The sequence below is a fragment of the Streptomyces sp. NPDC091272 genome, from assembly GCF_044757485.1.
Taxonomy (GTDB): domain Bacteria; phylum Actinomycetota; class Actinomycetes; order Streptomycetales; family Streptomycetaceae; genus Streptomyces.
Genome location: NZ_JBIVVC010000002.1, coordinates 247,844 through 269,632 on the forward strand (window position 1 = coordinate 247,844; position 21,789 = coordinate 269,632).

Genomic DNA, 21,789 nt, shown 5'->3' on the forward strand with positions numbered 1-21,789 from the left:
AGGCGTGGCACCCATCTCGTACCGGCCCTCCCTCGACCCGTGCCGCGTCACGCACCCACCAGCGGGCTCCCCGCGCGTTCCAGCCACTCCCGGTATCCCGCCGCCCGCAGCGCCGCGTCCCGGTAGGCCGTCTCCAGGTCCTGGTAGAGGAGTGGGAGTTCGGGGAGGCCCGGGCGGGCGGCCAGCAGCAGCCGGACGCCCAGTGGGTCGTCACGCAGCGGACGGATCGCCATGTCGTCCCGGGGTCCCGAGGTGGGCTGGCAGGGCGCCACCGCCTCCCCTATGACGATGAGCGAGGAGGCGGTGAGGTAATCACCGTGCAGCAAGGGCGGGTTGAGCCCCGCCGCGGCGAGTACGCGGCGCAGGCCGTCGCGTTCGCCGTCGACACTCGGGTCCACCATCCAGCGGTCCGCCGCCAGATCGGTGAGGTCCACGACGGCCGCCGATGCCGCCGGGTGGTCCAGCGAGAGGGAGACGAACTGCGGCTCGCGGTCCAGGAGCACCCGGACGTCGAGGCCGGCGGGCACGCGCAGCGGGCAGCCCTCGACCTCGTGCACGAAGGCCACGTCGAGGGTGCCGCAGGCCACCATGCGCAGCAGCGCGTTCGCGGAGACGTCGACATGGAGGGACGTCCCCCGGTCGGGCAGGCGCAGCCTGAGCCTGCGCAGCCAGAGGGCGACCACCCGGCTCGCGGTGGAGCCGATGCGCAGGGCGGGTCCCTCGCCGATCGCACGGGCGGCCTCGGCCCTGGTCTCCGTGATGAGTTCGCTCATCCCCTCGATCAGGGGGCGGGCCCTGGCCAGGAGCGTCTGGCCGAGCGGGGTGGGGCGGCAGCCGGTCCTGCGACGGGAGAACAGCTCGGCGCCCACCGAGTTCTCGATCCGCCGCAGCTGGGTGGTCAGGGACGGCTGGCTCATGCCGAGGGTGCGGGCGGCCTTGTGCAGACTGCCCGCGTCGGCGATCGCGCACAGTGCACGAAGATGTCGCACCTCCAGCTCCATGGGGGTGAGGGTAGAGCTGCGTCACCGCCCGCACCAGATGTTCTCGTTCCGGTTGTCGGAGCAAGTGGCTTGATTTGAGCGGCAGTTACCTGCCGGAGAGAGCTTGGCGCAGGCCGTCCCGGCGGGGGGTGATGTCATCGCGCTATCGGTGAATGACATCATCCGCAGGCACCTCCGGCTCCCCCACACTCTCCCCAGTCCCACCCACGCCCGGAACCCACCGGGCCACGGACAAGCAGGGAGAACCCCCCACCATGAGACACCCCCGCGCCCTCCTCGCCACCGCTCTCGGTCTCGGACTCGCCGCCGTCGGCACCGTGCCCATGGCGAACGCCGCCACCACCGCGCCGGCTCCCACGACTTCGTACGCCGCGTACGAGCAGTCCCAGGAGAACGCCTCCGCCACCAAGGCCTTCCAGCAGGCCGTCATGCAGTCGGTGCGCGAGCAGCGGGCCGCCAACCCCGGCATCCGCGTCGTCACCGTGCGCTACAACGCGTCGGCCGCGCCGTCCTTCCGCTCGCAGATAGCCAGCTCCACCCAGATCTGGAACAGCGCCGTCAGCAATGTGAAGCTCCAGGAGACGACCTCGGGCGCCAACTTCACGTACCGCGAGGGCAACGACTCGCGCGGTTCGTACGCCAGCACGGACGGTCACGGACGCGGTTACATCTTCCTGGACTACCGGCAGAACCAGCAGTACAACTCCACCCGCGTCACCGCCCACGAGACCGGTCACGTGCTCGGCCTGCCGGACCACTACTCCGGTCCGTGCAGCGAGCTGATGTCCGGCGGCGGCCCCGGCACCTCCTGCCAGAACAGCCAGCCGAACGCCCAGGAGCGTGCCCGCGTCAACCAGCTGTGGGCGAACGGCCTGGTCGGCTAGGCCTTTCGGCACCCGCGCGACCAGGTCCCGCCCCGGGCGGGCACCGGCGCCGCGTACCCGTGCGAACCGGCCCCCCAACCGGAACCGTGCGGGCACGCGGCGCCGCCGTGCGTGCGCCCCGGGACGCGGTGACCGATCAGCCGGCGAACGCCTGCGGAGGCTTGAAATCCCCCTGGGAGTGCTCCAGTTCCGGTCGCGGTGCGGGGAAGGCGCCCCGGTGCCCGGTACCGGGCCCTGCTTCGGGCCTGCGCTCGAAACCGGGGCAGCGGTGGGTCTCCTGGACGGTGCCGGAGTTGCTGCCCCAGAGTTCGAGGAGCCCGTCCGGGGCCGCCACCGCGCGGTAGGCGTCCCTGGCGTCCAGGAAGCACGTCAGCGCGCCGAAGAAGCCGGTACCCGCGCCGGGGAGGTAGTCGGAGAAGGCGCACGAGAGGCATGACTTGAGGTAGCTGCCGGCCGGGAGCTGGCGCTGGATCTCGGCGAGGGCCGCAGCGAAGTCGCTCTCCGCGTGCCCGGACAGGAACAGCGCGCCGTCGAAGTGCAGGGCGAGCCCGAGGTGCAGCCGGTCGAGCCCGTGGCCCTGGGCCGCGGGCCGGCCGAGGGTGAGCAGACAGCGCAGCGCCGCGCGGTGCACCGTCCCCGCGTCGTACACCGGCATCGGTATGTCCCACTCCAGTACACAACCGCACAGCGCGCCGTCCGGGGTGAGGGTGAACTCGCCCTCGTCCGGCGGGAGTCCGGGGTCGGCACGCAGGCCGGTGAAGCCGTCGCCGGTGAAGTCGGTGCCCCTGATGCGGGCGCGCAGCCGCCGCCCGTCCGTCACGATGGTGAGGGCTTGTGTACCGGCGCGATCGCGGTACCAGCCGACCCATGACTCTCCTGTCATGGGCGGGACTTTAGTGCGTCCGCGCGTCCGGCCGATCGAGGACGGCCCCCGCGGCGGAGCACCGGCGGCGGCCGTCCCGGCGCACGGTCACCGGATCTTGCGGTAGGTCGCGACGATCGCGCCGTTGTCGAAGGTCCTGCAGTCGCTCAACTCGTACTGCCGCAGGGCGAATCCGGCGGACGCCATGGGAATGCCGGAACCGACGAGGAACGGGTATGTCTTGATGATCAGCTCGTCGATCTCGTCGATGAGCTGGCCGGCGATGTCACCGCCGCCGCAGAGGTAGATGCCGAGTCCGCCCTCCTCGGCCTTCAGCTCGCGCACCTTGCCCACGAGGTCGTCACGGATCAACTCGACGGCGGGGTCCGGGTACTCGGTGAGGGTGCGGGAGGCGACGTACTGCCGCAGGTGCGCGTACGGGCTGGTCACCCCCTGGTCGTACGCCACCTGGTTGCTCCTGCGGCCCTGAATGACCGTGTCGAAGCGGGTCAGCGGCTTGCCTTCGAGACCGAGGTGCTCACGGGCGAAGGTGGGCAGGGTGTCGGAGAACTCGTCGAACATGAAGCGGTGGTACTCACCGCTGGCCAGCTGCTCGAAGAACGCACCGTCGCCCGTGTGCGGGTCTCCGATGAAGCCGTCGAGCGAGGAGGCGATGTAGTAGGTCAGTTCGCGCAAAGCGGTCAGCCCTTCAGCCGGGAGTAGGTGAGTACGAGGGTGCCGTTGGCGTAGCCGCGGGTGGAGTCGAGCGAGAAGGAGTGCACGCCGAACTCCGTGGAGAACAACCGGATGCCGTCGCCGATGACCACCGGGTAGACCTTGAGGACGATCTCGTCGATCTCATCGATGAGCTGGCCCGCCAGGTTGGCGCCGCCCGCGAGGTAGATGCCGAGTTCACCGTCCTCGGCCTTCAGCTCCCGCACCTTGGTGACGACGTCGCCCGTGACGAGCTGGACGTCCGGGGACGGCGAGGGGCCGGCGTCGGTGAGGCTGCGGGAGACCACGTACTGGCGCAGGTGCGCGTACGGGCTGGTGATGCCGATGTCGAGGGCGGGCTGATAGGTGGTGCGGCCCTGGAGCATCGTGTCGAAGTGCTTGTTGGGCACGTCGTCCGCGTCGAAGTGGCGGCGGATGTGCGTCGGGAGGCAGTCCGGGTACTCGCCGAGCAGGAAGTCCTTCAGGAACTCCTCACTGACCGGGTAGGCGTCGACGGCGTGGTCCGGGGCCGCGATGAAGCCGTCGAGGGACATACCGACGTAGTAGGTGAGCTTGCGCAAGCGGGGTCCTTTGCGGGGTCGGGGTGCGGTCACGGCTCAGCCCATAACCACGACAGCTATAGTGCTTCACGTGTAGTGGTTACGCAAGCACTTTGCCGTACGAGAGTGAAGAAGGAAGCGATCCCATGGCCAGGAACACCGAGCGCCGCACCGCTCTGCTCGATGCCGCCATCGACGTGCTCACGGACGAGGGCGCCCGCGGCCTCACCTTCCGCGCCGTCGACTCCCGGGCGGGCGTCCCCACGGGCACCGCCTCCAACTACTTCGCCGACCGCGACGAGCTGCTCGCCCAGACCGCGACGCGCGTCAACGAGCGGATGGTCCCCGACCCGGCACACGTGGCCGAGCTGATGACCCCGGAGCCGTCCCAGGAGCTGATCGTCCACCTCATGCAGGACCTGGTACGCCGCATGACCGCCGAACGCTCCGGGTATCTGGCGATGCTGGAACTACGGCTCGAAGCCACCCGGCGGCCCGGTCTGCGCGAGGCGCTCAACCGGACCGTCCGGGAGCAGTTCGACGAGAACCTCCGCTTCCACCAGGCGGCGGGCCTGCCCGGTGACGCGGACGCCATGCGGGTCCTCTATCTGGCCATGACCGGCCTGCTGGTGGAGCACTTCACCCTGCCGGAGATGCTGTCCGACACCCAGGAGGCGCTGGACGCACTGGTGGCGACGACGGTGGAGCGGATCTTCCCGGCCACGTAGGCGCACGGCGTGCGGCGCCGGCCGCCCGACGCTCCCGGGGGCGGACATCCCTCACCCGGAGCCAAACGGGTCACACCCGGGGGCTCAAACGGGTCACGCGCCCAGCGGGGTCACGCGCCTTGCGGGTCACGCGTCCTGCGATCACGCACCCTGCGATCACGCGTCCTGCGGGTCGCGCCACATCGGGTACATGCGGGGGCCGCCGGGCAGCTGGAGCGGCTCCCCCAGATCGGTGAAGCCAAGGCGCCGGTACAGCTCCCGGCTCCGCGTGCTGCTCGCCTCCAGGTACGCGGCCCTGCCGTCACGGTCGCAGCGCTCCAGCACCGGAGTCATCAGGGCGCTGCCCAGGCCCTCGCCCTGCCGGCCCGGGTCCACCGCGATCATCCAGAGGTAGTCGTGCGCCCTGTGGTGCGGGTGGATCGCCGCGGTCAGCGTGCCGACCAGCTCCACGCGCTCGTTCGCCGGGTCGATGGCGGCCCGCAGCTGCGCGGGCCCGTCGTCCGGCTCGGGCTTCCCCGCCGCGGTGGGCAGCCACAGCGCGGCGGCCGAGCCGTCCTCCGTCATGTCCACCCAGCCGTGGGCGAGGACCGCGCCTAGGAAGGCACCCATCATCAGCGGGTGCACCCGCCGCCTGTGCTCCACCCCGGGCAGTATCCAGCTGCTCACCGGGTCACCGTGGAAGGCGTCGTCCATCAGCCGCCGCACCCCGTCCCGGTCCGCGGCCGTCGCCTGCCGTATCCCTACGCCCATGTCCGTCTCCGTATCCCCGCCGCACGACAACTCTCGTACGTGATCATAGGGTTGGAGCCACGGACGGGGCCCGCCGGACCCTTCCGGCGGGCCCCGACGCGAGGTGCGGCGGGTGTGGCGAGCGCGGGGCGATCAGCGCGTGCGGCGGGTCACGAACTCCGCCAGGGCCAGCAGTTCGTCGGCAGCGCCGAGGTCCGGCACCGCCCGCGAGAGGTGGTCCACCGCCCGTGCCATCCGGTCGGCGGCCTGGCTCTGCGCCCAGTCCCGGCCACCGGCCCGCTCCACGGCGTCGGCGGCCCGGCGGACCGTGCCGGCGTCCATGGCGGGCCCCCGGTAGAGCTCGGCCAGTTCGGCGGCGGCCGGGGACCCGGAGGCCATCGCCGCCACGACCGGCAGCGACTTCTTGTGCGCGACCAGGTCGGCGCCCGCGGGCTTGCCGGTGTGCGCCGGGTCGCCCCAGATGCCGATCAGGTCGTCGATGAGCTGGAAGGCGAGGCCCGCCTCACGGCCGAACGCGTCCATCGCCTCGACCTCCTCGTCCCCCGCCCCCGCGTACAGCGCGCCGAGCGCGCACGCACAGCCGAGCAGGGCGCCCGTCTTGGCCTCGGCCATCGTCAGGCACTCGTCGATGGTGACGTCCTGCGGCGCCCGCTGCTCGAACGCGCAGTCCGCCTGCTGGCCAGCGCAGAGCTCGATGATGCAGGCCGCCAGCCGGGCGGAGGCCTTCGCCGACGCCGGGTGCGGGTCCTGCGCGAGCACCTGCAGCGACAGCGCGCACATCGCGTCGCCCACGACGATCGCGTCCGCGATGCCGAACACCGTCCAGGCCGTGGGCCGGTTCCGGCGGGTCGGGTCCTCGTCGATCACGTCGTCGTGCAGCAGGGTGAAGTTGTGCGCCAACTCCACCGCGGCGGCAGCCCGTTCCGCGTGCTGCGGGTCGCCGCCGAGCGCCTGGGCGGCGGCGAGGACGAGGGCGGGCCGCAGGGCCTTGCCGGACGGGGCGGTGGACGGCGTGCCGTCCGCCTGCTCCCAGCCGAAGTGGTAGCGCGCGATCCGGCGGACCTGCCCCGGCAGCGAGTCGACCGTCTCACGCAGCCGGGGGTCGACGGCCGCCCTGGTGCGTGCGAGAAGGTCGGCCGCACTCTCGGGGCCGCCCCCCGCCCCGGGGCCCCGGCCGTCCGCCGATGCGCCCGCTGAGCCTTCCCCCGAGCCACCCGTGGAACCGCCCGCCGCTTGGGCCGTGGTCATCGTCAATGCCAACTCCTCCCGTGTTCGGGGGTGTTGCGCCCCGGCCGCCCGCACCGGGAGGGCAACACCCCCACTCGCCCCATGACCCCCCTCGGGCCGTCCCCTCCTGCGCCCGCCGGCCTCGTCAGCTCCAGCGGCCGATCTCGACGTTCTCCAGCACGCCCAGGGCGTCCGGCACCAGGACCGCGGCCGAGTAGTACGCGGTCACCAGGTAGGAGATGAGGGCCTGCTCGTCGATGCCCATGAAGCGGACCGACAGGCTGGGCTCGATCTCGTCCGGGATGCCGGACTGCTGGAGGCCGATGACGCCCTGCTCGGCCTCGCCCGTACGCATGCAGATGATGGACGTCGTACGGGCGTCGCTGATCGGGATCTTGTTGCACGGGAAGATCGGTACGCCGCGCCAGGCCGGGATCTTGTTGCCCGCGATGTCGACCGAGTCCGGGACCAGGCCCCGCTTGTTGAACTCGCGGCCGATCGCGGCGATCGCGCGCGGGTGCGCGAGGAAGAACTTGTTGCCGCGCCGCCGGGAGAGCAGTTCGTCCAGGTCGTCCGGGCTGGGCACGCCGTCGTGCGGCTGGATCCGCTGGCCGTAGTCGCAGTTGGCGAGGAGGCCGAACTCCCTGTTGTTGACCAGCTCGTCCTCCTGACGCTCCCGGAGCGCCTCGACGGTGAGCCGCAACTGCTGCTCGGTCTGGTTCATCGGCTGGTTGTAGAGGTCCGCCACCCGGCTGTGCACCTTCAGCACCGTCTGCGCGACGGACAGTTCGTACTCGCGCGGCGCCGCGTCGTAGTCCACGAAGGTGTGCGGCACGAGGGCTTCGCCGACATGGCCGGCGGAGAGGTCGATGGGCGCCTCGCCGAACCTGTTGGTGCGCTGGCGCGGCAGTTCGGCGGCCTGGGCGAGGTGGTCGCGCAGCGAGTCCGCGCGGTCGGCGAGCGTGAGCACGTCGTTCCTGCTCAGTGCCAGTACGGTGCAGGCGGTCGCGGCCTTCGCGGTGTAGCCCCAGGAGGCGTCGCCGTCGATCAGCGCCTGGTCGCCGAAGTACGAGCCGTCCGCGAGGGTGCCGAGCACCTGCTCCTCGCCGTAGGGCCCCGCGCCGACCTTCTCGACCCGGCCGTGCGCGAGCAGATAGACGGTGTCGGCGCTGTCCCCCTGTGTCGCGATGACGTCCCCTGCGGCGAACTCCCGCTGCTCGCAGCGCTGGGCGAGCTCCGCGAGCACGTCGTGGTCGCCGTACGCCCGCAGCGGGGGCAGTTCGCCCAGCTCCCCGGGGATGACCGACACCGCGCCCCCGGTCTGCACGAAGGTGACCCGGCCGTCGCCGACGGAGTAGCTGAGCCTTCGGTTGACCCGGTACGTACCGCCCTGGACCTGCACCCAGGGCAGCATCCGCAGCAGCCAGCGGGAGGTGATCTCCTGCATCTGCGGCGCGGACTTGGTGGTGGTCGCCAAGTTCCGCGCGGCGGCCGTACCGAGACTCTGCTGCGGCGGTGCCTGCTCTTCCCGGACCTCGGAACCTGCCTCGACCGACATCTGACTCCCTCATAACGTGCTGATTACTGCCTGTGCTGACCTGCGGGAGAAGCCTTTCAGCACGCACAGTGGCGGCGCCATTACACAAAAGAGTGTGACTAGATCACCGGGGAAGAGGGAATCCCGCGCGAACGGTTGACCTGTCACCGGGAGTTGACCGCCCGCCACCGGGCCGGACGCTCGCGTCAGGGCGCCCGCCCGCGCGGGGCCGCACATCCGCGCAGGCCAAGACGCGCGTCCCTGTCCTGATCGGCTCGCACACCGTGCGAAACAGATGCCCCGGGCGCATGTCTCGCGGTACAAGCGGTACACGCAGTTCCGGAAGCACTCCCGATCACGCTCCCGGGACCCCCGAGCCGCTCAGCGAGGAGACCGCCATGGCCAACCCCCTCTCCGCCGACACCTTCCTGTCCGCGCTCCGCGCCGAGGGGGTGACCGTGGTCGAGGTGGGCGACTGGCGCCATCACAACCGGCAGGGCCACGGCGCCTGGGGCCCGGTGCACGGCGTGATGATCCACCACACCGTCACCAAGGGCACCGCCGCCACCGTCGAGATCTGCCGCGACGGCCACGCCGACCTGCCGGGACCGCTCTGCCACGGCGTGATCGCCAAGGACGGCACGGTCCACCTGGTCGGCTACGGCAGGGCCAACCACGCCGGTCTCGGTGATGACGACGTGCTGCGCGCGGTGATCGCCGAGAAGCAGCTGCCACCGGACAACGAGGCCAACACCGACGGCAACGCCCGCTTCTACGGCTTCGAGTGCGAGAACCTCGGCGACGGCGAGGACCCGTGGCCGGCCGCCCAGATCGAGGCGGTCGAGCGCGTCTCGGCGGCGATCTGCCGCGCCCACGGCTGGAGCGCGCGCTCGGTCATCGGCCACCGGGAGTGGCAACCGGGAAAGGTCGACCCGCTCGGCTTCACGATGGACGCGCTGCGGGACAGGGTGCACGGCCTGCTGAAGTGATCGCCGGGAGAGGCCAGGGGCGCGGGACGATGAGAGGCCAAGGGCGCAGGACGATGAGCGGGCAGGGGCGCGGGACAATGGGCGGGTGACCTCCGCACACCTGGAGCTGCGCCCGCGGCTGCCGTCCCCCCTGGTCCCCGTCGAGGACGAGCGTTTCGCGCTCCATGGCGTGCGGCTGCTGCTCAAGCGGGACGACCTGATCCACCCGGACCTCTCCGGCAACAAGTGGCGCAAACTGGAGCCCAATCTGCGGGCCGCCGCCGGCCGCCCGCTGCTCACCTTCGGCGGCGCGTACTCCAACCACCTGCGCGCGACCGCCGCGGCCGGCCGGCTGCTGGGCTTCCCGACGGTCGGCGTCGTGCGGGGCGAGGAGCTGGCCGGCCGCCCGCTCAACCCCTCCCTCACGCAGTGCGCCGCCGACGGCATGCGGCTGCACTTCGTCTCCCGTACGGAGTACCGGCGCCGCGCCGACCCGTCGTACCTGCGCGAGCTATTGCCCCGCACCCCCTTCCCCGAGGCGTACGTGGTCCCCGAGGGCGGCAGCAACGCGCTCGCCGTCCAGGGCTGCAAGGCGCTCGGCCGGGAGCTGCGCGGGGCGGCCGACACCGTCGCGGTGGCCTGCGGAACGGGCGGCACGCTCGCCGGCCTCGCGGCGGGACTGGCCCCGGACCAGCGCGCCCTCGGCGTTCCGGTTCTCGCCGGGGGCTTCTTGGAGGCGGAGGTGCTGGCGCTCCAGCACTCGGCGTTCGGCGGGCGGTGCGGATCGTGGTCCCTCGCGGAGGGCTTCCACTTCGGGGCGTACGCGCGCACGCCCCCGGAGCTTCTCGACTTCGCGGCCGACTTCGAGGCGCGGCACGGGGTGGCGGTGGAACGGCTGTACGTGGCGAAGCTGCTGTACGCGCTGGTGTCGCTGGTGGAGCGCGGCGGGTTCCCGGCGGGCAGCCGGGTGGCCGCGGTGGTCACAGGACGCCCGTAACACCGGACCGGACCAGGCCCGCCACCTCGCCGTGCCCCGCCAGGCCCCAGGACGCCCGTAGCACCGGACCGGGCCAGGCCGCCACCTCGCCGTACCCCGCGAGGCCCACCGGCCGGGCCCTCACCCCCCGTCCGCCGACCGCCAGGCCGCCGCCTCCTCCAGGTCCAGGCGGCGCAGCAGGGTGCGCATCAGCTCGTCGTCGATCCGGCGGCCGTCCCGGAGTTCCACGAAGACCGCGCGTTCCGCGTCGATCACCTGGCGGGACAGCCGCCGGTAGGTCGCGTCGGCCGACTCCCCGGTCTCCTCGTTGACCGTCCCGAGCCGCTCCCACACCGCGTTGCGGCGCCTTTCCAGGACCGTGCGCAGGCGGTCCGCCAACGGTCCTGGCAGGGCGTTGTGTTCGTCGGCGAGCAGTTCGTCGAGCCGGGCCTCCGCCGCCTGCGAGGCCTCGCTCTGCGCCTGCGCCTCGGCGAGCGTCTCCGCGTGGACGTCCCGCGCGGGCAGCCTCAGCAGCCGGATCAGGGGCGCCAGGGTCAGTCCCTGCACGCCCAGCGTCGCGATCACCGTCGTGAAGGTCAGGAAGAGGATCAGGTCGCGCCCGGGGAAGGGTTCACCCTCCGCCACGAGCGGGATCGAGAAGGCGATGGCGAGCGAGACCACCCCGCGCATCCCCGCCCACCCGACGATCACCGGCGCCTTCCAGTCGACGTCGGGCTCCCGGGTGCGGATGCGCTTCGACAGCCATCGCGGGAGGTACGTCGCCGGGAAGACCCAGACGAACCGCGCCACCACCACCAGTACGAACACCACGAGCGCGTACTCGACGAGCGTCCACCCGTCGTAGGGCCCCAGCCCCTTGAGCACCACCGGCAGCTGGAGCCCGATCAGCGCGAACACCGCCGATTCGAGGATGAAGGAGACCATCTTCCAGACGGCCTCCTCCTGGAGCCTGGTCGCGAAGTCGACCTTCCAGGACCGGTGCCCGATGTGCAGGGCGACCACGACCACCGCGAGCACCCCGGACGCGTGCACGTACTCCGCCGTCGCATATGCGACGAAGGGAATCAGCAGCGAGAGCGTGTTCTGCAGGATCGGTTCGCTCAGCCGGGTGCGCAGCCAGTGGATCGGGACCATCAGCAGCAGCCCCACGCCGATGCCGCCGCACGCCGCCAGCAGAAACTCCTGGACGCCCGCGCTCCAGCTCGCGCCCTCCCCGACCGCGGCCGCCAGGGCGACCTTGTACGCGGTGATGGCCGTGGCGTCGTTGACCAGGGACTCGCCCTGGAGGATCGCGGTGATGCGCGGCGGCAGCCCGAGCTTGCGCGCGATCGCGGTCGCCGCCACCGCGTCCGGCGGGGCGATCACCGCGCCGAGCACCAGCGCCGAGGTCAGCGGCAGCCCCGGCACCAGCACGCTCACCAGCCACCCCACCGTCACGGTCGCGAACAGCACGTACCCGACGGAGAGGAAGGCGACCGGCCGCAGGTTGGCCCGCAGGTCCAGGTACGAGCTCTCCAGCGCCGCCGTGTGCAGCAGGGGCGGCAGCAGCAGCGGCAGCACGATGTGCGGGTCGAGCGTGAAGTCCGGGACCCCCGGCACGAAGGAGGCGGCGATCCCGACCGCCACGAGCAGCAGCGGTGCGGGCACGGGGGTGCGCCGGGCGAACCCGGCTACGGCGGCACTTCCCGCGATCATGGCCAGCAGAGGCAGCGCGTCCATCGGTTCCGTCCGTCCGGTTCAGCGGCTCCGGCAGCCCGGAGTGCCCACACATCATGAACAATGGTGCTCATGAACGACTGCCCGCACGTCGAGGAACTGCCGCGGCCCCAGCCGGAGCCGCAGAGCGACACCTGTCCGGAGTGCCTGGCCAACGGCACCCACCCGGTCCAGCTGCGGATCTGCCTGGAGTGCGGGCACGTCGGCTGTTGCGACTCCTCCCCCGGCAGGCACGCCACCGGTCACTTCAACGACACGGGCCACCCGGTGATGCGCAGCTTCGAACCAGGTGAGAGCTGGCGCTGGTGCTTCGTCGACGGTTCGATCGTCTGAAGCCGGGGTACGTCAACCCCTCACCGGTGCGGTCCAATTGGGCCCCGCACACCCCTAGCCACTGTCCGTGCACATGGACCTACCATGAGTGACAGCGGCCCTGGCAGGGGGTCCGGCGACACGCGGCAGCGGATCGCGATAGCGTCACCGGCGATAGACGTAAGAGACGTACCGCTTGTGCCACCTTGGAGGTGAGGGTGTCCCCTATCGCAGGCGAGCCCGGGAACCAGGACTTCGTGGAGGTCCGGCTGCCCGCTGCGGGTGCCTACCTGTCGGTGCTGCGTACGGCCACGGCCGGCCTCGCAGCGCGTTTGGACTTCACCCTCGACGAGATCGAGGACTTGCGCATCGCGGTCGACGAGGCCTGCGCGATCCTGCTCCAGCAGGCCGTGCCGGGCTCCGTCCTCAGCTGTGTGTTCCGGCTGGTGGACGACTCGCTTGAAGTGACGGTGTCGGCACCCACCACGGACGGGCGCGCCCCGGAGCGCGACACCTTCGCGTGGACGGTGCTCTCCGCACTCGCCGGCAAGGTCGACGCGACCGTCGCCGACGACCGTACGGTCAGTATCAGCCTGTACAAACAGCGCGGCGCGGGACCCGGTCCGGCGTGAGCGGGGACGGGCCGGTGCGGGACGACGAGCGCAGCCGGCGGGCGCTGAACGGGATTCCTGAGCAGCAGGCCCGCCCGCACCCGGCGGTGGAGGCCCCGGCGGAACAAGCTCAGTCAGCAGAGCGGGCGGCGGACCAGATGAGCGACGAGAGTGAAGTCCACAAGGAGCGCGAGGAACACGGGCTCCCGCACAACCCCCGGGACCGCAGCGGTGCGCGGGCCCTTTTCATCCAGCTGCGCGAGCTGGCCGACGGCTCGCCGGAGAAGGCCGAGCTGCGCAACCGGCTGGTGCGGATGCACCTGCCGCTGGTCGAACACCTGGCGCGGCGCTTCCGCAACCGGGGGGAGCCGCTGGACGACCTGACGCAGGTCGCCACCATCGGTCTGATCAAGTCGGTGGACCGGTTCGACCCGGACCGGGGCGTGGAGTTCTCGACGTACGCGACGCCCACCGTGGTCGGCGAGATCAAGCGGCACTTCCGCGACAAGGGCTGGGCGGTTCGGGTCCCGCGCCGGCTCCAGGAGCTGCGGCTCTCGCTGACCTCGGCGACCGCCGAGCTCTCCCAGCAGCACGGCCGCTCACCGACCGTGAAGGAGCTGGCCGAGCGGCTGGCGATCTCCGAGGAGGAGGTCCTGGAGGGTCTGGAGTCCGCGAACGCGTACTCCACGCTGTCCCTGGACGTCCCCGACACGGACGACGAGTCCCCCGCGGTCGCGGACACCCTGGGCTCGGAGGACGTGGCGCTGGAGGGCGTGGAGTACCGGGAGTCCCTGAAACCGCTCCTGGAGGGCCTGGCGCCGCGCGAGAAGCAGATCCTGCTGCTGCGCTTCTTCGGGAACATGACCCAGTCGCAGATCGCCCAGGAGGTCGGCATCTCGCAGATGCACGTCTCCCGGCTGCTGGCCCGCACCCTGGCCCAGCTCCGCGAGAAGCTGCTGGTCGAGGAGTAGTCACCCGCACCGCCCGGAACAGCACACAGCGCGCTCGGAACAGCACACGGCGGGGCTCGTACGGCACTGACAGCCGCCTACGAGCCCCGCCGTGACGTGTCAGGTGCCGCGCGGCCCCCGCTTGATGCCGAGCGCGTCGACGGCCGCCGGGTTCAGCAGCAGTACCAGCGAGGCGACGGCCACCACCCCGAGCGCGATGCCCGCCGGGATGGCCCAGGCGCCGTCCGTGGTCATCAGGGTGTACGCGACCGGCAGCGCCATCAGCTGCGTGATCATCGCGGGGCCCCGGCTCCAGCTGCGCCGCAGCCGCAGTCCGTTCGCCGCGAGCAGCGGCAGCACGGCGAGCGCGATCAGGGTGAGCCCGCCCATCTCGGCCTGCTCCGGGCGGTCCGGGCTGCCGAAGAGACCCATCACGAGCATGTAGAGGCCGACGGCGACGAGCGCCAGGCCTTCGAGTGCGGCGAGCGCGGCTGCGGCGCCCAGCCGGGCGGGACGGGGCGTGGCCGGATGCGGGACGGCCGGCGATTCGGGCAGCGGTTCGACCGGCTGTCCGGGCCGCCGTGCGGGCTTTTTACTCACCCTTGCAGGGTAGCGGCCGACGCCCGCCGGAAGCCGGGCGGTCGTACCGGAGGACGACCGGCGCACGGGCGGCCGGTAATCTGGCGCCCATGCGCGCACTCCTCGTGGTCAATCCGGCAGCCACCACCACCAGTGCCCGCACCCGGGACGTGCTGATCCACGCCCTGGCCAGCGAGATGAAGCTGGAGACGGTCACCACCGAGTACCGCGGCCACGCCCGCGACCTGGGCCGGCGGGCCGCCGACAGCGCGGACGTCATCGACCTGGTGGTCGCCCTGGGCGGCGACGGCACCGTGAACGAGGTCGTGAACGGCCTGCTGCACGACGGGCCCGACCCCGAAAGGCTGCCCGGTTTCGCCGTTGTCCCCGGCGGTTCCACCAATGTCTTCGCCCGTGCGCTCGGCCTTCCCAATGACGCCGTCGAGGCGACCGGCGCCCTTCTGGACGCACTGCGTACCGGAAGCGAACGCACAGTGAGCCTCGGACTGACAAAGGGCGTACCGGGGACGGAGGACGAGGGCGTCCCGAGCCGCTGGTTCACTTTCTGTGCGGGGCTCGGATTCGACGCGGGAGTCATCGGCCGGGTCGAACAGCAGCGTGAGCGCGGTAAGCGTTCGACGCACGCCCTCTATCTCCGCCAGGTGATCCGTCAATTCCTGGAGGAGCCGCACCGGAGACAGGGTGTGATTTCCCTGGAGAGAGCCGGTGAGGACCCGGTGACGGACCTCGTCCTTTCGATAGTCTGCAACACCTCCCCCTGGACCTACCTGGGGAATCGTCCGCTGTACGCCTCCCCGGAGGCCTCTTTCGACACCGCGCTGGACGTGCTCGGCCTGAGCCGGCTCTCCACCCCCGCGGTGACGCGTTACGCCACCCAGCTGCTCACTTCCACGCCCGAACGCGGTCCGCACGGTAAGCATGCCGTCACCCTGCACGACCTCACCGACTTCACCTTGCATTCGAAGGTCCCACTGCCCCTTCAAATGGACGGTGACCACTTGGGACTGCGTACGAGCGTCGCGTTCACAGGCGTTCGCCGTGCACTGCGTGTGATTGTGTGAGTGGAAGGGCCTAAAGTCCTTTATCTCGAACGTACGGACTGCCATCCACCCCATGGAAGTACGGCTGTGACCTAGTCGACACCGAGGAATCAAAAAAAACTTCTCGGAAGGGGTTGTATCCGCCGTCGAGGTTTGCGAGTCTCTTCATGGCGATCGGGACGGCCCGCAACACCGGCCTCCCTGAAGACCAGAACCCCTCCTCACACAACCTGGACCACAACCAGTTCTTCTGGAAGTCGGCCCTTCCCTGGTGAGGGGATTCGTGAAAGCGTTCACATTCACAAGCAACGTGGATGTCATCAAAGGAGAGGTAGCAGCCATGGACTGGCGTCACAACGCCGTTTGTCGTGAGGAAGACCCGGAGCTGTTCTTCCCCATCGGCAACACCGGTCCTGCGCTGCTGCAGATCGAGGAAGCCAAGGCCGTCTGCCGCCGCTGCCCCGTCATGGAGCAGTGCCTGCAGTGGGCCCTCGAGTCCGGCCAGGACTCGGGTGTCTGGGGTGGCCTCAGCGAGGACGAGCGCCGCGCAATGAAGCGCCGTGCCGCTCGCAACCGGGCCCGCAACGCGACCGCCTGACCCACCCTGCTTCGAGCCTGAGCTCGGCGGCGCATACAGCGCGTATGCAGTCACCGCCCCCGAATCGCAGCGCGCAGTACCCCCCAATGCGCAGTAACGCGTGAGCAGTTGAGCCCCGGACCGCACCTCGGTCCGGGGCTCTTCGCTGTCCGCCGCCGCCACGGCCGCCGCCGCGGCCGTCGCCGGCCCCTTCGTCCGGCGGCTACTTCTGCGTCCGTACCGGGATGTCGAGCACCACCCGGGTACCGCGCTCGGGTCCTGGCACCATGTCGAAGGTGCCGCCCAACTCGCCCTCCACCAGCGTCCGGACGATCTGCAGGCCGAGGTTGCCCGCCCGCTGCGGGTCGAAGCCCTCGGGCAGTCCGCGCCCGTCGTCCAGCACCGTGATGAGCAGCCGCGCCTCGGCCGCGGTGCCGCCGCGCAGGGCGGAGACCTCGACGGCGCCCTGCTCGCCCTGGGCGAAGCCGTGTTCCAGGGCGTTCTGCAGGATCTCCGTCAGCACCATGGAGAGCGGGGTGGCGACCTCGGCGTCGAGTATGCCGAAGCGGCCGGTCCTGCGGCAGACCACCTTTCCCGGCGAAATCTCCGACACCATCGCCAGGACCCGGTCGGCGATCTCGTCGAACTCGACGCGCTCGTCCAGGTTCTGGGACAGCGTCTCGTGCACGATGGCGATCGAGCCCACGCGCCGTACCGCCTCATTGAGGGCCTCGCGGCCCTGGGCGGAGTCCATCCTGCGGGACTGGAGTCTCAGCAGCGCGGCGACCGTCTGGAGGTTGTTCTTCACCCGGTGGTGGATCTCCCGGATGGTGGCGTCCTTGGTGATCAACTCCCGCTCCCGGCGGCGCAGTTCCGTGACGTCGCGGCAGAGCACCAGGGAACCGATCCGCGGCCCCTTGGGCTTGAGCGGGATGGCGCGCAGCTGGATCACTCCCCCGCTGCCCTCCACCTCGGTCTCCCGCGGGGCGTAACCGCTGGCCAGTTTGACCAGCGCCTCGTCGACCGGGCCGCGGGACGGCGCGAGTTCGGCGGTGGCCCCGCCGAGGTGGTGGCCGACCAGGTCGGAGGCGAGGCCGAGCCGGTGGTAGGCGGAGAGGGCGTTGGGGCTCGCGTACTGGACGATCCCGTCGGCGTCGAGCCGGATCAGGCCGTCGCCGACCCGCGGCGAGGCGTCCATGTCCACCTGCTGGCCGGGGAAGGGGAACGATCCCGCGGCAATCATCTGGGCGAGGTCGGACGCGCTCTGGAGGTACGTCAGTTCCAGCCGGCTGGGGGTGCGGACGGTGAGCAGGTTGGTGTTGCGGCCGATCACGCCGAGCACCCGGCCCTCGCGCCGCACCGGAATGGACTCGACCCGTACCGGTACCTCCTCACGCCACTCGGGGTCGCCCTCGCGCACGATGCGGCCCTCGTCGAGGGCGGCGTCCAGCAGGGGGCGCCGGCCGCGCGGGACGAGATGCCCCACCATGTCGTCGTGGTACGAGGTGGGGCCGGTGTTCGGCCGCATCTGGGCCACGGAGACGTACCGGGTGCCGTCGCGGGTGGGAACCCACAGCACGAGGTCGGCGAAGGAGAGGTCGGAGAGCAGCTGCCACTCCGAGACCAGCAGGTGGAGCCACTCGAGGTCGGACTCGCTGAGGGCGGTGTGCTGGCGTACGAGATCGTTCATGGAGGGCACACGCATGAACATACCCGTAACCTCATGGGCAACTGCCGGTGCCCATCCGTAGACAGGGCTTAGTGGTCTAGTCCACAATGGCCGGGCAAAGCTTCACCCTCCCCGCACAGGAGGGTGAGATCGAGGGGACGAAGCGCTCTCTGCCCTGACTGCGCCCGCCCCTCCACACGGCCGATGGCACCGCACACCGTCGGCCGATGCAACTCCGGGCTGCGGTGCCGGGTGGGCCGAGGGTCCCGCCGGGCGCCGTGGCCCGCGGGTGTTTCCGGGGCCGTGGGGCTTGCCGCGCCCCGGTTCCTTACGGGGCCGTGGGGCCTTGCCGCGCCTCGGGTCCTTCCGGGCCGCCCCTCAGCGCGTCTGCGTGACCTTCGCCAGCGCCCTCGGGGCGTCCGGGTCCTGGCCGCGGGCCAGCGTGATCTCGTACGCGAGCAGTTGCAGCGGCAGGATCTCCAGGATCGGCTGGAGCTCCTCCAGGACGCCCTCGGTAGGCAGTACGAAGCCCGAGGAGGCCGCGTCCACCTGGGGTCCGGGGCCGACCACGAAGAGGTCGGCGCCCCTGCCCCTGAGCCGGTCGAGCACCGGCTGGAGGGCCTCGCCGCCACAGCCCGAGGTGACCACGGCGATCACCGGGGAGATGTTGTCGACCATGGCCAGGGGGCCGTGCAGGAGGTCGGCGCCCGAGTAGGCGAGCGCGGGGATGTAGCTCGTCTCCATGAGCTTGAGCGCGGCCTCCTTGGCCGTGGGGTAGCCGTAGCCGCGCGAGGTGACGACCATGCGTTCGGCGAAGCGGTAGCGGGAGGCGAGCCGGCGGACCTCCGCACCGCGGCCGATGACCTCGCCCGCCAGGTCCACCACCGGGCGGGCCGCCGCGGTGCCGTCGACGGACTGCAGGCCCTGCACCAGCAGGTAGAGGGCCAGCAGGGAGGCGGTGTACGTCTTGGTGGCCGGGAGCGCCTTCTCCGGGCCCGCCAGCACGTCGATGTGGTGCTCGGAGACGGCGGCGAGCGGGGAGTCCGGGTTGTTGGTGACGGCGAGGGTGATCGCCCCCGCCTCCCGGGCCGCGCGGGTGGAGGCGACGAGGTCGGGCGAGCCGCCGGACTGGCTGACGGTGATCACCAGCACGTCGCGGAAGACCGGCCGGGCGCTGTACGCCGTCGTGGTGGACATCGAGGTGAGCCCGCAGGGCAGGCCCAGCTGGATCTCCAGCAGGTACTTGGCGTAGAGGGCGGCGTGGTCGGAGGTGCCGCGCGCGGTCAGCAGGACGAACCGGGGGCTCCGCGCGGCGATCGCCTGCGCCGTCGCGAAGATCCTCGGGGCACCCTCTTCGAGGATCCGGCGCAGCACGGCGGGCTGCTCGGCCATCTCGGAGGCCATGGTCCGGCCCGGCCGCTCGGCGGCGGATGCAGAGGACATACGGGGCCTCCTGGACACTCCCGAGGTGACGGACGCTCCGTCCCAGTCGACCATGGGAGTTCGGACAACCGCCAGCGGGAGGACTGCCGCAGGGCGGGTGCGCGTGGCCCTGCTCTGCTAGATTGGTCTATACCACAGATCGTCGAGCCCCCTCGGCGCACGGTCTCCCTCCTCCGCACAGACAGGCAGGCATCAGCGTGGAAGTTGTCATCGTTCCGGACGCCAAGGCGGGCGGCGAGATCGTCGCGCAGAGCATCGCGAACCTGCTGGGCGCCAAGCCCGACGCCCTGCTCGGTGTGGCGACCGGCTCGTCCCCGCTGCCCATCTACCAGGCCCTGACGGCCAAGGTGCGGGGCGGCGAGGTGGATGCCTCGCGCGCCCGCATCTGCCAGCTCGACGAGTACGTGGGGCTGCCCGCCGGCCACCCGGAGTCCTACCGGGCCACCGTGCTGCGCGAGGTCGTGGAGCCGCTGGGGCTGACCGAGGCGTCCTTCTTCGGCCCCGACGGGTCGGCGCAGGACGTGCAGGCGGCCTGCGCCGCCTACGACAGGGCGCTCGCCGAGGCCGGTGGCGTCGACCTACAGATCCTCGGCATCGGCACCGACGGGCACATCGGCTTCAACGAGCCGTGCTCCTCGCTCGCCTCGCGCACCCGCATCAAGACGCTCACCCAGCAGACCATCGACGACAACGCGCGCTTCTTCGAGGGCGACACCGCCCAGGTCCCGCGGCACGTCATCACCCAGGGCATCGGCACCATCCTGGACGCGCGCCACCTGGTGCTGCTCGCCACCGGCGAGGGCAAGGCCGAGGCCGTCGCCCAGACCGTCGAGGGTCCGCTCTCCGCGCTCGTACCGGCCTCCGCCCTCCAGCTGCACCCGCACGCGACCGTCGTCGTGGACGAGGCGGCGGCGTCGAAGCTGAAGCTGGCGGACTACTTCCGTCACACGTACGCGAACAAGCCGGTGTGGCAGGGTCTCTAGACCCTTCGGCCCGCCCCCGCCCGCTCGGGGTGCCGGGCCCCGCGCCGCGCCGTGGAGGAGGACGAAGGGCCGGGCACCCCGCAGTGGGTGCCCGGCCCTTCGCGTGCGTACGGCAGGTCAGCGGCCGACGATCGCCTCGGCCGCCGCCTGTCCGCAGACCCTGGCCGCGCCGTGGGTGGCGATGTGCAGCGCACCGCGCGGGGCCGACTGGGGAACGCCCATCTCGACCACGACGGTGTCCGGGCGGGCGGCGAGCAGCGCGTCCAGCGCCGCGGCCATCCACGGGTGCCGGTGCTCGTCGCGCACGACGGCGACGATCCGGCGCTCGCCCGCGGCGGCCAGGATCGACCCGGCGGCGTCCGCCCCGTCGTTGAAGGTGCCTGTCTCGGTGCCCGGGAGGAGCCGCGCCAGGTCGGCGGCGACTCCCCACGGAGTCTCGTCGCCGACCGCGATGTTCGCGACCGGGGCCAGGGCGGCCACGTACGGCGCGGCCGTGAGCGGCACGGCGCCGGGGGCGCGGGTGACGCGGACCGCACGGCGGGCGGCGGTGAGGCCGACCTCCCTCGGGTGCGGGGCGCCGACGGCGGTCCCGTTGCCGGGCGCGGTCCCCTCCTGCACTTCCGCGCCCGGCCCCGGGATCCGGGCCTGCCGGGCCCACGCGGCGAGTGCGCGTACCCGCGCCGCCGCGTCGGCCAGCCGCTCCTCCGGCAGTTCGCCGGAGCGGACCGCCGTGACCAGCGCGTCGCGCAGTCGCAGGACGGTCTCCTCGTCGGCGAGGCCGCCGCCGACGCAGATCGCGTCGGCTCCCGCGGCGATCGCCAGGACGGAGCCACGCTCGATCCCGTACGTCGCGGAGATGGCACGCATCTCCATGCCGTCCGTGATGATCAGCCCCTGGTAGCCCAACTCCTCCCGGAGCAGACCGGTCAGGATCTGCGGGCTGAGAGTCGCGGGGCAGGTGGGGTCGAGCGCAGGAAGAAGAATATGCGCACTCATGACCGATTTGGAACCCGCGGCGATCGCGGCCCGGAAGGGCGCCAGTTCACGGGCGTGCAGGGTGTCCAGGGCCACATCGATGCGCGGCATGTCGAGGTGCGAGTCGACCGCGGTGTCGCCGTGCCCGGGGAAGTGCTTGGTGCAGGCGGCGACTCCGGAGGCCTGGAGGCCCTCGACGTACGCGGCCGTGTGGCGGGCGACGAGCTGCGGGTCGGCGCCGAACGAGCGGACGCCGATGACCGGGTTGCCGGGGTCGGAGTTGACGTCGGCCGACGGCGCCCAGTTGAGGTTGACACCGCACTCGGCGAGCCGGCGGCCCAGCTCGCGGGCGACGTCGCGGGTGAGCGCGGTGTCGTCGACGGAGCCGAGCGCGAGGTTGCCGGGGAAGGACGAGCCGCCGCGCACCTCAAGGCGGGTGACGTCGCCGCCCTCCTCGTCGATGGCGACCAGCACGTCGTCCCGCTCGGCCCGCAGCTGGGCGGTGAGCGCGGCCAGCTGTGCCGGGGAGGCGATGTTACGGCCGAACAGACCGACCGAGGAGAGGCCTTCGCCGACGCTGCGCAGCAGCCAGTCGGGGGCCGCGGTGCCGGTGAAGCCGGGCTGCAGGACGGCCAGGGCGTCCCGGGTGAGGGTGTCGGAGCGGCTGATGAGCGTCGTCATGGCT

The 21,789-nt window shown here is 71.6% G+C and carries 22 protein-coding genes; 10 read left to right on the forward strand and 12 right to left on the reverse strand.

Annotated features, from left to right (window positions below):
- Nucleotides 1-47: 47 nt before the first annotated feature.
- Nucleotides 48-1,001, reverse strand: a complete 954-nt coding sequence (locus ACIQM4_RS05905) for a LysR family transcriptional regulator (RefSeq protein WP_401586618.1) — start codon at nucleotides 999-1,001, stop codon at nucleotides 48-50.
- A 254-nt stretch (nucleotides 1,002-1,255) separates the two neighbouring features.
- Between ACIQM4_RS05905 and snpA the strand changes: the two genes are divergently transcribed.
- A complete protein-coding gene (gene snpA, locus ACIQM4_RS05910) occupies nucleotides 1,256-1,885 on the forward strand; it encodes a snapalysin (protein ID WP_401586620.1) in 630 nt (209 codons plus the stop codon).
- Nucleotides 1,886-2,021: 136 nt separating this feature from the next.
- On the opposite strand, the gene ACIQM4_RS05915 is transcribed toward snpA, so the two are convergent.
- From ACIQM4_RS05915 to ACIQM4_RS05925, 3 genes are all read right to left on the reverse strand, one after another.
- A complete protein-coding gene (locus ACIQM4_RS05915) occupies nucleotides 2,022-2,768 on the reverse strand; it encodes a DUF6304 family protein (RefSeq protein WP_401586622.1) in 747 nt (248 codons plus the stop codon).
- 87 nt (nucleotides 2,769-2,855) lie between these two features.
- Entirely contained in the window at nucleotides 2,856-3,443 is a 588-nt protein-coding gene (locus tag ACIQM4_RS05920; RefSeq protein ID WP_401586624.1) for a dihydrofolate reductase family protein, read from the reverse strand.
- A 5-nt stretch (nucleotides 3,444-3,448) separates the two neighbouring features.
- On the reverse strand, nucleotides 3,449-4,042 hold the full coding sequence (locus ACIQM4_RS05925; RefSeq protein WP_401586627.1) for a dihydrofolate reductase family protein: 594 nt from the start codon (nucleotides 4,040-4,042) through the stop codon (nucleotides 3,449-3,451).
- A gap of 125 nt (nucleotides 4,043-4,167) precedes the next feature.
- Here ACIQM4_RS05925 and ACIQM4_RS05930 point away from each other — a divergent pair, with 125 nt between their 5' ends.
- Nucleotides 4,168-4,749, forward strand: coding sequence for a TetR/AcrR family transcriptional regulator (locus tag ACIQM4_RS05930; protein WP_401586629.1), 582 nt, complete (start codon nucleotides 4,168-4,170; stop codon nucleotides 4,747-4,749).
- A gap of 156 nt (nucleotides 4,750-4,905) precedes the next feature.
- On the opposite strand, the gene ACIQM4_RS05935 is transcribed toward ACIQM4_RS05930, so the two are convergent.
- The 3 genes from ACIQM4_RS05935 to ACIQM4_RS05945 form a co-directional block, all read right to left on the reverse strand.
- Nucleotides 4,906-5,499 carry a GNAT family N-acetyltransferase gene (locus ACIQM4_RS05935; protein WP_401586632.1) on the reverse strand — a complete coding sequence of 198 codons (594 nt, stop codon included), beginning with the start codon at nucleotides 5,497-5,499 and terminating at the stop codon, nucleotides 4,906-4,908.
- Between the two features lie 132 nt (nucleotides 5,500-5,631).
- Nucleotides 5,632-6,747, reverse strand: a complete 1,116-nt coding sequence (locus tag ACIQM4_RS05940; RefSeq protein WP_401586634.1) for a family 2 encapsulin nanocompartment cargo protein polyprenyl transferase — start codon at nucleotides 6,745-6,747, stop codon at nucleotides 5,632-5,634.
- A 124-nt stretch (nucleotides 6,748-6,871) separates the two neighbouring features.
- On the reverse strand, nucleotides 6,872-8,284 hold the full coding sequence (locus ACIQM4_RS05945) for a family 2B encapsulin nanocompartment shell protein (protein ID WP_401586636.1): 1,413 nt from the start codon (nucleotides 8,282-8,284) through the stop codon (nucleotides 6,872-6,874).
- 377 nt (nucleotides 8,285-8,661) lie between these two features.
- Here ACIQM4_RS05945 and ACIQM4_RS05950 point away from each other — a divergent pair, with 377 nt between their 5' ends.
- Complete coding sequence (locus tag ACIQM4_RS05950; protein ID WP_401586639.1) at nucleotides 8,662-9,252, forward strand: N-acetylmuramoyl-L-alanine amidase; 591 nt, start codon at nucleotides 8,662-8,664, stop codon at nucleotides 9,250-9,252.
- 85 nt (nucleotides 9,253-9,337) lie between these two features.
- Complete coding sequence (locus tag ACIQM4_RS05955; RefSeq protein WP_401586642.1) at nucleotides 9,338-10,228, forward strand: 1-aminocyclopropane-1-carboxylate deaminase/D-cysteine desulfhydrase; 891 nt, start codon at nucleotides 9,338-9,340, stop codon at nucleotides 10,226-10,228.
- 120 nt (nucleotides 10,229-10,348) lie between these two features.
- Here the strand turns inward: ACIQM4_RS05955 and ACIQM4_RS05960 are convergent, their stop codons facing one another.
- Entirely contained in the window at nucleotides 10,349-11,947 is a 1,599-nt protein-coding gene (locus ACIQM4_RS05960) for a Na+/H+ antiporter (protein WP_401586644.1), read from the reverse strand.
- 69 nt (nucleotides 11,948-12,016) lie between these two features.
- Here ACIQM4_RS05960 and ACIQM4_RS05965 point away from each other — a divergent pair, with 69 nt between their 5' ends.
- The 3 genes from ACIQM4_RS05965 (at nucleotide 12,017) to ACIQM4_RS05975 (ending at nucleotide 13,838) form a co-directional block, all read left to right on the forward strand.
- Nucleotides 12,017-12,277 (forward strand): UBP-type zinc finger domain-containing protein, encoded by a 261-nt coding sequence (locus ACIQM4_RS05965; protein ID WP_401586647.1) that lies wholly within the window; start codon nucleotides 12,017-12,019, stop codon nucleotides 12,275-12,277.
- A 197-nt stretch (nucleotides 12,278-12,474) separates the two neighbouring features.
- Nucleotides 12,475-12,888, forward strand: a complete 414-nt coding sequence (locus ACIQM4_RS05970; protein ID WP_398422469.1) for an anti-sigma regulatory factor — start codon at nucleotides 12,475-12,477, stop codon at nucleotides 12,886-12,888.
- Nucleotides 12,885-13,838 carry an RNA polymerase sigma factor SigF gene (locus tag ACIQM4_RS05975; RefSeq protein ID WP_401586649.1) on the forward strand — a complete coding sequence of 318 codons (954 nt, stop codon included), beginning with the start codon at nucleotides 12,885-12,887 and terminating at the stop codon, nucleotides 13,836-13,838. The genes ACIQM4_RS05970 and ACIQM4_RS05975 overlap by 4 nt, the downstream gene beginning before the upstream one ends.
- A gap of 99 nt (nucleotides 13,839-13,937) precedes the next feature.
- Here the strand turns inward: ACIQM4_RS05975 and ACIQM4_RS05980 are convergent, their stop codons facing one another.
- Nucleotides 13,938-14,372 (reverse strand): hypothetical protein, encoded by a 435-nt coding sequence (locus ACIQM4_RS05980; RefSeq protein WP_401588116.1) that lies wholly within the window; start codon nucleotides 14,370-14,372, stop codon nucleotides 13,938-13,940.
- Between the two features lie 134 nt (nucleotides 14,373-14,506).
- Here ACIQM4_RS05980 and ACIQM4_RS05985 point away from each other — a divergent pair, with 134 nt between their 5' ends.
- The gene (locus ACIQM4_RS05985) at nucleotides 14,507-15,478 is read left to right on the forward strand and encodes a diacylglycerol/lipid kinase family protein (protein ID WP_401586652.1); all 972 of its coding nucleotides are present in this window, start codon (nucleotides 14,507-14,509) and stop codon (nucleotides 15,476-15,478) included.
- A 319-nt stretch (nucleotides 15,479-15,797) separates the two neighbouring features.
- The gene (locus ACIQM4_RS05990; protein WP_004937597.1) at nucleotides 15,798-16,055 is read left to right on the forward strand and encodes a WhiB family transcriptional regulator; all 258 of its coding nucleotides are present in this window, start codon (nucleotides 15,798-15,800) and stop codon (nucleotides 16,053-16,055) included.
- A gap of 202 nt (nucleotides 16,056-16,257) precedes the next feature.
- Here the strand turns inward: ACIQM4_RS05990 and ACIQM4_RS05995 are convergent, their stop codons facing one another.
- Entirely contained in the window at nucleotides 16,258-17,724 is a 1,467-nt protein-coding gene (locus ACIQM4_RS05995; protein WP_401588118.1) for a PAS domain-containing sensor histidine kinase, read from the reverse strand.
- Nucleotides 17,725-18,081: 357 nt separating this feature from the next.
- Nucleotides 18,082-19,146 (reverse strand): SIS domain-containing protein, encoded by a 1,065-nt coding sequence (locus ACIQM4_RS06000; RefSeq protein WP_401586655.1) that lies wholly within the window; start codon nucleotides 19,144-19,146, stop codon nucleotides 18,082-18,084.
- Between the two features lie 197 nt (nucleotides 19,147-19,343).
- Here ACIQM4_RS06000 and nagB point away from each other — a divergent pair, with 197 nt between their 5' ends.
- On the forward strand, nucleotides 19,344-20,129 hold the full coding sequence (nagB, locus tag ACIQM4_RS06005; protein ID WP_401586658.1) for a glucosamine-6-phosphate deaminase: 786 nt from the start codon (nucleotides 19,344-19,346) through the stop codon (nucleotides 20,127-20,129).
- A gap of 117 nt (nucleotides 20,130-20,246) precedes the next feature.
- Here the strand turns inward: nagB and ACIQM4_RS06010 are convergent, their stop codons facing one another.
- Entirely contained in the window at nucleotides 20,247-21,785 is a 1,539-nt protein-coding gene (locus tag ACIQM4_RS06010) for a glycoside hydrolase family 3 protein (RefSeq protein WP_401586660.1), read from the reverse strand.
- Nucleotides 21,786-21,789: the final 4 nt, after the last annotated feature.

Excerpts from the sequence above, each read along its gene's own strand:
- ACIQM4_RS06010 (WP_401586660.1), bottom strand. The coding sequence starts at position 21,785 with ATGACGACGCTCATCAGCCGCTCCGACACCCTCACCCGGGACGCCCTG.
- ACIQM4_RS05940 (WP_401586634.1), bottom strand. The coding sequence starts at position 6,747 with ATGACCACGGCCCAAGCGGCGGGCGGTTCCACGGGTGGCTCGGGGGAA.
- ACIQM4_RS05945 (WP_401586636.1), bottom strand. The coding sequence starts at position 8,284 with ATGTCGGTCGAGGCAGGTTCCGAGGTCCGGGAAGAGCAGGCACCGCCG.
- ACIQM4_RS05905 (WP_401586618.1), bottom strand. The coding sequence starts at position 1,001 with ATGGAGCTGGAGGTGCGACATCTTCGTGCACTGTGCGCGATCGCCGAC.
- ACIQM4_RS05995 (WP_401588118.1), bottom strand. The coding sequence starts at position 17,724 with ATGAACGATCTCGTACGCCAGCACACCGCCCTCAGCGAGTCCGACCTC.
- ACIQM4_RS05965 (WP_401586647.1), top strand. The coding sequence starts at position 12,017 with ATGAACGACTGCCCGCACGTCGAGGAACTGCCGCGGCCCCAGCCGGAG.
- ACIQM4_RS05930 (WP_401586629.1), top strand. The coding sequence starts at position 4,168 with ATGGCCAGGAACACCGAGCGCCGCACCGCTCTGCTCGATGCCGCCATC.
- ACIQM4_RS05990 (WP_004937597.1), top strand. The coding sequence starts at position 15,798 with ATGGACTGGCGTCACAACGCCGTTTGTCGTGAGGAAGACCCGGAGCTG.
- ACIQM4_RS05935 (WP_401586632.1), bottom strand. The coding sequence starts at position 5,499 with ATGGGCGTAGGGATACGGCAGGCGACGGCCGCGGACCGGGACGGGGTG.
- ACIQM4_RS05985 (WP_401586652.1), top strand. The coding sequence starts at position 14,507 with ATGCGCGCACTCCTCGTGGTCAATCCGGCAGCCACCACCACCAGTGCC.
- ACIQM4_RS05915 (WP_401586622.1), bottom strand. The coding sequence starts at position 2,768 with ATGACAGGAGAGTCATGGGTCGGCTGGTACCGCGATCGCGCCGGTACA.
- ACIQM4_RS05950 (WP_401586639.1), top strand. The coding sequence starts at position 8,662 with ATGGCCAACCCCCTCTCCGCCGACACCTTCCTGTCCGCGCTCCGCGCC.
- ACIQM4_RS05960 (WP_401586644.1), bottom strand. The coding sequence starts at position 11,947 with ATGGACGCGCTGCCTCTGCTGGCCATGATCGCGGGAAGTGCCGCCGTA.
- ACIQM4_RS06000 (WP_401586655.1), bottom strand. The coding sequence starts at position 19,146 with ATGTCCTCTGCATCCGCCGCCGAGCGGCCGGGCCGGACCATGGCCTCC.
- snpA (WP_401586620.1), top strand. The coding sequence starts at position 1,256 with ATGAGACACCCCCGCGCCCTCCTCGCCACCGCTCTCGGTCTCGGACTC.